General features: G+C 35.3%; 9 protein-coding genes. 2 read left to right on the forward strand and 7 right to left on the reverse strand.

From position 1 onward, the window contains the following. On the forward strand, nt 1–227 hold a 227-nt coding region (locus tag LUA91_RS20465; RefSeq protein ID WP_231427976.1), incomplete at its 5' end, for a hypothetical protein. A 108-nt stretch (nt 228–335) separates the two neighbouring features. On the opposite strand, the gene LUA91_RS20470 is transcribed toward LUA91_RS20465, so the two are convergent. Both LUA91_RS20470 and LUA91_RS20475 read right to left on the reverse strand, forming a co-directional pair. Continuing rightward, complete coding sequence (locus LUA91_RS20470) at nt 336–911, reverse strand: murein L,D-transpeptidase catalytic domain-containing protein (RefSeq protein ID WP_231427977.1); 576 nt, start codon at nt 909–911, stop codon at nt 336–338. An 8-nt stretch (nt 912–919) separates the two neighbouring features. Beyond that, entirely contained in the window at nt 920–1,282 is a 363-nt protein-coding gene (locus LUA91_RS20475; RefSeq protein ID WP_231427978.1) for a DUF1304 domain-containing protein, read from the reverse strand. A 798-nt stretch (nt 1,283–2,080) separates the two neighbouring features. Here LUA91_RS20475 and dnaK point away from each other — a divergent pair. Then, nucleotides 2,081–3,988 carry a molecular chaperone DnaK gene (gene dnaK, locus LUA91_RS20480; protein WP_231427979.1) on the forward strand — a complete coding sequence of 636 codons (1,908 nt, stop codon included), beginning with the start codon at nt 2,081–2,083 and terminating at the stop codon, nt 3,986–3,988. A 191-nt stretch (nt 3,989–4,179) separates the two neighbouring features. Here the strand turns inward: dnaK and LUA91_RS20485 are convergent, their stop codons facing one another. The 5 genes from LUA91_RS20485 to LUA91_RS20505 form a co-directional block, all read right to left on the reverse strand. Then, entirely contained in the window at nt 4,180–5,256 is a 1,077-nt protein-coding gene (locus tag LUA91_RS20485; protein ID WP_231427980.1) for a phosphotransferase enzyme family protein, read from the reverse strand. Then, complete coding sequence (locus LUA91_RS20490; RefSeq protein ID WP_231427981.1) at nt 5,247–6,146, reverse strand: sugar phosphate nucleotidyltransferase; 900 nt, start codon at nt 6,144–6,146, stop codon at nt 5,247–5,249. The genes LUA91_RS20485 and LUA91_RS20490 overlap by 10 nt, the downstream gene beginning before the upstream one ends. A gap of 131 nt (nt 6,147–6,277) precedes the next feature. Beyond that, the gene (locus tag LUA91_RS20495) at nt 6,278–7,849 is read right to left on the reverse strand and encodes a helicase HerA-like domain-containing protein (protein WP_231427982.1); all 1,572 of its coding nucleotides are present in this window, start codon (nt 7,847–7,849) and stop codon (nt 6,278–6,280) included. 104 nt (nt 7,850–7,953) lie between these two features. Beyond that, nucleotides 7,954–8,250: a chaperone modulator CbpM gene (locus tag LUA91_RS20500; protein WP_231427983.1), complete on the reverse strand. Its 297-nt coding sequence runs from the start codon at nt 8,248–8,250 to the stop codon at nt 7,954–7,956. Nucleotides 8,251–8,255: 5 nt separating this feature from the next. After that, nucleotides 8,256–9,137: a DnaJ C-terminal domain-containing protein gene (locus LUA91_RS20505; RefSeq protein ID WP_231427984.1), complete on the reverse strand. Its 882-nt coding sequence runs from the start codon at nt 9,135–9,137 to the stop codon at nt 8,256–8,258. Nucleotides 9,138–9,363 lie beyond the last annotated feature (226 nt).

Genomic DNA, 9,363 nt, shown 5'->3' on the forward strand with positions numbered 1-9,363 from the left:
TTTTTCATCAGTTAAAGTTTAGCTTTATAATTGATGAATCTCCCTTCGTTTTTTCTCCTTTTGGATATTCTGGATATAGCGCAGTGCACAATTCCTTACATTCTGTTCAAACTCGAAAAGATAGAAAGAATGAGGCAATTTCTTACATACAATATGCTAATAAGCTATTTGGAATATATGTGCTCTCATTCTTTCTCAATTATATCTACAAATTTATTACTTTGTAAACATAGGAGAAATATAAGAAAATATAAGTCGTAAGGCTTATACGATTCTTCAATGCCTTAAATGGTTAATGGATTTATTGGTATGAGCCATTGTTTAAATTTCAATTTTTAAACATAAATCCAAAGCAGCACTGGTTTTTTCCTGTTTTTTAAAAGGGCATCAATCTTTTTCATAGTTTCGTCAGCTAGAACTGGGCAGCCCGCACTTTGTCCGAAAAGGGTTTGAGGATAAATTTCCTGATTGGGAACTGGAGTATAGGAGTGCAAAACTACAATTCGCCTAAAGGCATTGCTGTTTGTTTTTTCCAGGCCATACATTTTGTAATGAATGTTAATTCCCCAGTTGCTATACGAACGGCCTTTAATTTTATATTTTCCTAAAGAACTGCAATTACTGCCGATAGCATTGCTAAACACTGGTTTCGTAGCTGTACTTCCGCCGCCAACGCCATGAGCGCAAAGTCCCTCAATGGTGATTTGTTTTTTATTAAAATCATAAACAAAAATTCTGTTTTTGCCTGAATGAATACTCATATCAACCATGATGCAAATAGAGGTATCCATTTTGTTTTTCTTACTGAAAATTAAGGCTTCATTAATTTTTGAATCGCATATTTTATTATTTGAGGCTGGTTTAAAATTGAAAAGTGTAAATAGGATGATGAGGGTTGTGAAATTTTGCATGCCTTATTTTACTTCAAATGCAATAAAATCAAAGCCACCAAAGCTGGGATAGATTGCACATAAAGGATCTTTTTACTTGCTGTTGCTGCACCATAAATTCCAGCGATAATTACACAGGTTAGAAAGAATATGGCCACATAAAATTTCCAATGATGATCGGAAATGCAAAGCGACCAGATTAAACCCGCCGCCAAAAAACCATTGTACAAACCTTGGTTGGCAGCTAAAGTTTTGGTTGGGACAAATAAATCTTTTGGTATGGTTTTGAAAACTTTTGGTGCCCTGGTTGTCCAGGCAAACATTTCTAACCATAAAATGTAGATGTGGATGGCGGCAACTATACCGATAATAATTTCTGCTGCTAATTGCATGATAATTTGATTTGGTAATTGAAGATACAATAAATTCTGTCTTGGCCAGACAGGCCTTTTCTTTTTCTTGATAAAAAGAAACAAAAACCGAGCATTTCTGCGAGCTCATGAATACCGTTAAAAACAAACACACGCTAATAAATAATCAAGACTGCGAAGCTTTGTCGTAAATTCTCAATAAATCTTTAGGCGTAATCCTTAGCCGTGTGAAGGTTTGTTATAATTGAAAATTTGTGCAACACTCGTAGGATTTCTCGTTTCAGTGGTTTATGAGATGAAACTGCAACAAAGATTTATTGGTATTTACTTTCAGATCTTCTGATGCCAGTCCTCGCGACTTCGAAAGTTAGTATTTTAGGCAATAATATTTGTTAACTGCATTCTGTGTATTTAACCTAATGTTTAGTAGAAAATTTTATATCTGCACTATCAAACTCCCCTCCTTATTTTTAAGGAGGGGCGGGGTGTGGTTTTTACCATAAAAGCCACAAACTTCGTTCATAAACCCGATGGCAGCGAACACGGAGTGCAACGAAGTAAAGCGTACAGCGGGGCAGGTGTTTGAGACGAGATTCGAACTTTCGTTTTCAAATTACTTTATTGAATTTTGCGTTTTGCATTTGTCTAGTAGCTTTAACCTTTAGTCTTCTTTCTGTCATGCTGTCAGTATTATCAGACTGGTTTTTTTACATTTTATCAGTCTTTTACCCATATTTTCTGCCAAAAACCAATTGGCACAAGCATTGTTTAACAGGTGTAGAAATTATAATACTTTAAAAAGAGAAAATAAAAAATACAATGGGAAAAATTATTGGAATAGACTTAGGAACAACAAACTCTTGCGTGAGCGTAATGGAGGGCAATGAGCCTGTAGTTATTGCGAACAGTGAGGGTAAACGTACTACACCGTCTATTGTTGCTTTTGCAGAAAACGGTGAGCGTAAAGTTGGCGAGCCTGCTAAACGTCAGGCTATAACCAACCCAACAAAAACGATTTATTCAATTAAACGCTTTATGGGTAACAGCTACGACGAAAGTGCGAAAGAAGCTGGACGTGTACCTTATAAAGTGGTTAAAGGCGATAACAACACACCGCGTGTTGAAATCGACGATAGAAAATATACTCCACAAGAAATTTCTGCAATGATTTTGCAGAAAATGAAAAAAACTGCTGAAGATTTCTTGGGTCAGGAAGTTACTGAAGCGGTAATTACTGTACCAGCTTACTTTAATGATGCACAACGTCAGGCTACAAAAGAGGCGGGTGAAATTGCAGGTTTATCTGTAAAACGTATCATTAACGAACCAACTGCAGCTGCTTTAGCTTATGGTTTAGATAAAGCACATAAAGACATGAAAATTGTTGTGTTTGACTGTGGTGGTGGTACACATGACGTTTCAGTTTTAGAATTAGGTGATGGCGTTTTCGAAGTAAAATCTACTGATGGTGATACACACTTAGGTGGTGATGACTTTGACCACATTATTATTGACTGGTTAACTGAAGAGTTTAAAGCTGAAAACAGTATGGATCTTGCAAAAGACCCAATGGCTTTACAACGTTTAAAAGAAGCTGCTGAGAAAGCTAAAATTGAGTTATCGAGCACAACTTCTACTGAAATTAACTTGCCATATATTACTGCTGATGCTAGTGGCCCTAAACACTTAGTGCGTACATTAACTCGTGCTAAATTTGAGCAATTGGCAGATAGCTTAATCAAACGTACTATCGAACCTTGTAGATCTGCTTTGAAAAATGCTGGTTTAAGCACAAGCGATATCGACGAAATTATCTTAGTAGGTGGTTCAACTCGTATTCCTGCAATCCAGGATGCTGTTAAAGCTTTCTTCGGTAAAGAGCCAAGTAAAGGTGTTAACCCTGACGAAGTTGTAGCGATTGGTGCTGCTATTCAAGGTGGTGTTTTAACTGGTGATGTGAAAGATGTATTGTTACTAGACGTTACACCTTTATCATTAGGTATTGAAACTATGGGTGGTGTAATGACAAAATTAATCGAGTCGAACACAACTATCCCAACTAAAAAATCGGAAACTTTCTCAACTGCAGCTGATAACCAGCCTTCAGTAGAAATCCATATTTTACAAGGTGAGCGCCCAATGGCTGGTCAAAACCGTACAATTGGTCGTTTCATTTTAGATGGTATTCCACCAGCACCTCGTGGTGTGCCTCAAGTAGAAGTATCTTTTGATATTGATGCAAACGGTATTTTACATGTAAGTGCAAAAGATAAAGCAACTGGTAAAGAGCAAAAAATCCGTATCGAAGCTTCTTCAGGTTTAACTGATGCTGAGATTAAGAAAATGAAAGAAGAAGCTGAAGCTAATGCAGCAGATGATGCTAAGCAAAAAGAAGAAGCTGATAAAATCAACGGTGCTGATGCTTTAATTTTCTCTACTGAGAAACAATTAAAAGAGTTCGGTGAGAAATTATCGGCTGATAAAAAAGCGCCAATCGAAGCTGGTTTAGAGAAATTAAAAGCAGCTCACGGTTCTCGTAACTTCGCAGATATCGATGCAGCTTCAGCTGAATTACAAGCGGCATGGAATGTAGCTTCTGAAGAAATGTACAAAGATGGCGGTCAGCCTCAAGGTGGTGAACAACCACAAGCTGATGGTGGTCAACCTCAAGGTGGCGGTGATAACGTTACTGATGTTGATTTCGAAGAAGTGAAAGAAGAAAAATAGTTTTAGTCGGAGGTCGGAAGACCGAAGATATGAAACATTGAAAAGCGGTTCTGATTAAGTTCAGAAACGCTTTTTGTTTAAAGTGTTTTACCATATAAGAAATATAGTTTCATTGAGCTTACATATTCCTTAAATTTTATATGGTAAAAAATTAATTAAAAATCTGCTGTAGGTTTACAGAGAATGGGTAATTAGACCAAATTCTCTTCAATAATTCCTTGTAATTCTTTTTCGTTTAAGGCAATTTCTGCTAAAAGCTTGAACTGATTTTTAGCTCTATCCAAGTTTTGAGTAGGGTAATTTATCGGATAGTAGATATTACCGTTTAAGAAATCGGTTAAAAACCTGAGAGCCTGCATATAAATGATGTATCGACCAGAAAATAAAATCAGTTCCTTTTCAGTTTCAGTTAGGATGTTTTTCATTTCTGATAAATAACCCTTAATCATTGCTTCGAAATATGGAAGCCTGATTTTGATTTTGCTTAAATCAGTCTCATTTTCAGAAAATGCACAAAGATAAGTCCGCATCATATCCCCTAAATCGGAAATAAATTTACCAGGCATAATGGTATCCAAATCAATTACACAAATACCCTGAAAAGCCTCGGCATTTAAAAGTACATTGCTAATTTTGGTGTCGTGGTGCATTACACGATCAGGAAAGTCGCTACGATGTGTATAGGAGTTGTAATAATCAAGAATGTAGCGATGATCTAAGGCATTATCAATCTCTATTTTAGCTAAGCCTTTAAGTTGTTTATTGGTTTGGTTTAATGCTAAAGTAAATTGCTCGTAACGCAAGCCTAAATCGTGAAATCCTGGTATTGTAGGTTCGAGTGATGATGCATTAAAATCATTTAAAAGTTTACTAAGTTTTCCAAATTGTTTAGCCGCTTCAAAAGCCTGCTTCGGATCACTTAATACATCAAGCGACACGGTATTGGGAATATAAGGTAACATTCTCCAATATTCATCATCTACCAAAGCCATTTCTTCACCAGTGATGGTAGGAATTGGTTTGATAAACAAGTATTTGGGATAATTTAATAAGAGATAATCGGCAATTGCCTTGAGATTATTCGCAATAGCCAGAGGGTTTTTAAAAACCGAAGTGTTAATATTTTGAAGAATATACTTTTTATCTTCCAAAACGGGCGAAAGCAAATAAGTACGGTTAATTAAACCCGTACCTATCTGTGTTATTGTAATATTTTCTTTAGTGTATCCGTATGCTTTTAAAACTTCGGAGTCTAAATTTAGCTCCATAATTTTGATGGGTAGGTTCCGTTTTTAACCAATTGATCAATTGAATCTTGAACAAATGGTTTATCTTCTTTGTAAGTTACACCGAACCATTTATTTGAAGTTGGAACTACTTTAAAAGTTGCTGTGTTGCTTTTAACTAAATTTTCGCCAATTAGCGGGATAAAAAATTCTGCTTTTGGTTTATCTTTATTTGCTTTTGCAAATTCTACAAATAATTCTTCAGTAATTTTGAAAACAGCAGGAGTAAAGCCCCAAAAGTTCATGGATACTGGTGTGCTAAAATCTAATGGAAATTCTTCACCATCTTCTTCGTAAAAGATTTTTCCATCTTTAGGATACACTTTTGTGCGCTCAACAATTTCTGTTAAGTTACCAGACTCATCTACCTTACAAACACCTCTAGATACTGCTCCAAACTCAGAAAGGGTTTTGCCAATTTCATAACCAATGATAGAGAAATTGCTATCTGTAGCTTCGGTGGTTAAAAAATCTGCCATTTTTTTAAAGGCATCAAAACCATAATAATCATCAGCGTTAATTACGCAAAAAGGTTCTTTTACAACATTTCTACCAGCAAGAATAGCATGTGCAGTTCCCCAAGGTTTCTCTCTGTAAATCTCATCTTCGATACCAAATTGTTTTAAATCAAAGTTTTGAAAAACATAGTCTGTTTCAATTCTTCCATTCAATTTAGGTTCGAAAATAGATTTAAAATTTTCTACAAATTCTTCTTTAATGATAAATACCACTTTTCCAAATCCGGCTTGAATTGCATCGTGAATTGAATAATCTATAATGGTTTCGCCATTTGGGCCAAATCCATCAATTTGTTTCATACTTCCATAACGGCTTGCCATTCCAGCCGCCAATATTAATAAGGTAGGTTTCATTTTTTATTTTTTTATTTATTTACTTGGGATGGATCTTTAATATAATCAATTAACGATTACATCCTGCGAAAATACTATTTGAGCGTAAATTACTATATAGGTATTTTGTACTATCTGGATTATAAACTGGGTTAAAATCCAAATAAACCTCCACCTTTGCTTCTTGTTTTTTTGCCAGTTAACATGCCAAAGATGCCTCTAACAATTTCCTTACCAATTTGCCGAGTTATTGTAGCGCCCATTACCTGTTCTACAATACTTTTTTCACCTGGTTTTGGCTTACTTTCAGCTTCCTGTTGTTTTTGTGCAGCTACTTCTTGTTTTTCTTGTTCTTCTGCAGCAACCCTGTTATTAATGCGCTTTGTTAAAATATCGTAGGCACTTTCCGGATCTACCGCATCTTTATATTTGGCATACATTTGACTCGATTGTATCACCCTTTCGAAATCGGCGGCAGTTAGCGGCCCCATTAAAGCACGTGGAGGCGTTAGCATCGTTGCCGAAACTTCAGTAGGTATCCCTTTTTCGTTAAGAACTGTTACCAAAGCTTGCCCGGTACCCAATGAAGTTAATACTTTATCAATCTCATAAAAATCTGATTTCGGATAAGTGTTAACTGTTTTTTTCAACGCATCAACATCATTTGGCGTAAATGCCCTTAACGCATGCTGAACACGATTACCCAATTGACCTAAAACACTTTCGGGTACATCAGTTGGTGCTTGTGTACAAAAGAAAACACCAATTCCTTTTGATCTGATTAATCTGATGATGGTTTCAATTTGCTCTAAAAATGCTTTTGATGAATTTTTAAATAATAAATGCGCCTCATCAAAAAAGAAAACAAGCTTAGGTTTGTCCAAATCGCCAACCTCGGGCATCGTATTAAATAATTCTGCCAATAAGCTTAATAAAAATGTAGAATATAAAACGGGTTGATTTTGAACATCAGAAATATTTAATAAACTAATGATTCCTTTCCCATCTACACGATCAAATAAATCCTGAATGTCAAATGATTTTTCGCCGAACATACCACTTAAGCCTTGTTGTTCAATCGCTACAATTTTACGAAGAATTGTTCCTGATGTTGAAGTAGAAATGCTGCCATAACTTTCTTTGATTTCTGCTGCACCTGCACCTTCTGACAGATAAGAAACCAACTTTTTCAAATCATTTAAATCGATAATAGGCATTTTGTTATCGTCGGCATATTTGAATATAACCGCCATAACTCCAGCTTGCGTATCGTTTAAATCTAATACTTTTGATAAAAGGGTAGGTCCGAATTCCAAAACAGTTGCTCTCATTTGAGCGCCCATTTTCCCTGATAATGAATAGATTTCTAAAGGAAAACCTGATGGTGAAAAAGGCTTATTCAGTTGTTGAGATCTTTCTTCAATTTTAGGATTAACTGTTCCCGCTTGATTTAAGCCAGATAAATCTCCTTTTACATTCAGCATAAATACCGGAACTCCAACATCAGATAACTGCTCGGCAAGTAATTGTAATGTTCTGGTTTTACCTGTACCAGTAGCGCCAGCAATTAAGCCATGCCTATTCATCATTTTTAAAGAAAGGTTTACCTCGGCATCTCCATAAACTTGTCCATTCAAAATACCCGCTCCTAAATAAATATAAGAACCAGTTGGTGCATAAGACGATTTTATTTTTTCGATGAACTTAGAAGACAAATCACTCATTTCTTAAAAATTAGATTGCCAATTTAAGAAACTAATCTTAAAAAGAATGCGTTTTTAGTTCCACTTTTACCTGAAATTTTTACACAAACGATTGTTTTGCGTTCTTAATTGACCTGCTTGTAATAATTTAGTTCATTTTTTAATTGAGTAATTTCATTTTGCATCTCCGTTAATTGCGTTAATAAATGCGCAACTGCATGAAGTCCTTCCAAATTGATTTCTAAATCATTACTTAATCTTAAATAACGTTCCAATTTTGAAAGTTCATCAATATCAAGCCAAACTGTTTTTTTAATAATTGTGGTATGAATTAATCCAAAATCTTCTAAAGATTGAATGAAATTAATTTTCACCTGATGATGTACACAAACATCCTCAATTGATATCAGATTATTTTCCATGTTGGTTAGCTTTTGGAAAGTTTTTCGAATAATTCTTTTTGTTCTGCGTTAAGGTTGGTTGGCAATTTAATCTGCCATTTTATATATAAATCCCCAAATTGATTTTCTTTTTTGTAAACGGGGAAACCCTTCTCTTTCAATCGTAAGGTAGTATCAGGTTGGGTGCCCTCGGGAATTTTAAGTTTTACTTTTCCGTTTAACGTTTCCACAATTTTCTCTCCTCCTAAAATTGCCGTATATAAATCTACTTCTTCCTGGATATAGATATCGTTGCCTTTTCTTTTAAATCGGGGATGATCTGCAATGTTGAATTTAATATATAAATCTCCGGGAGGACCATTATTAACGCCAACAGCTCCATAACCTGGCAGCTTAATTTTTTGCCCGTTTTCTACGCCAGCCGGAATAGTAATGCGCACTTGCTTGCCGTTAACGGTTAGCGTTTGCTTATGTGTAGCATAAGCATCTACCAAGTTTAATTGCAAATCGGCATTGTAATCTTGTCCTTTAAAAGGAGAATTTCGGCTACTTCTTCCTCCACCTCCACCAAACATAGATGAAAAGAAATCAGAAAAATCTTCTCCGCCAAAGCCACCTCCATAACCTCCACTTTGAGATTGATATTGGCTTCTTTGTTTTTGTTGGGCATCTAATTGATCTGCATGTTGCCAATCTTTGCCATACTTATCGTACTTTTTCCTTTTTTCTGGGTCACTTAAAACTTCATTGGCTTCGTTTACTTGCTGGAATTTTTTATTCGCTTCTTCATTATTTGGATTTAAATCAGGATGATGCTTCCTGGCCAATTTTCGATAGGCTTTTTTAATATCATCGGTTGAGGCATCTTTTTTTAAATCGAGGATTTTATAATAATCGATATAGTCCATGGCTAATAAACAGATTGGTAATTGTAATGTTCAATTTTAATGAGATAAATGTAAGCGTAAACGGAAGAATTTAAGAATAAAAAACTTAGATATTTTGCAAAAAAAAAGGTACTGTTATAAATTCCAAATATTTAGACAAAAAAGTATTTTTGTATTCTAAAGAAGTTCAGCCACTGAACTATCTTGCGTAGTCTCGATTTTCGGATCGAGGCTACTACTTTTGTGG

The organism is Pedobacter sp. Leaf250 (assembly GCF_920984735.1).
In the GTDB taxonomy this organism is placed as follows: domain Bacteria; phylum Bacteroidota; class Bacteroidia; order Sphingobacteriales; family Sphingobacteriaceae; genus Pedobacter.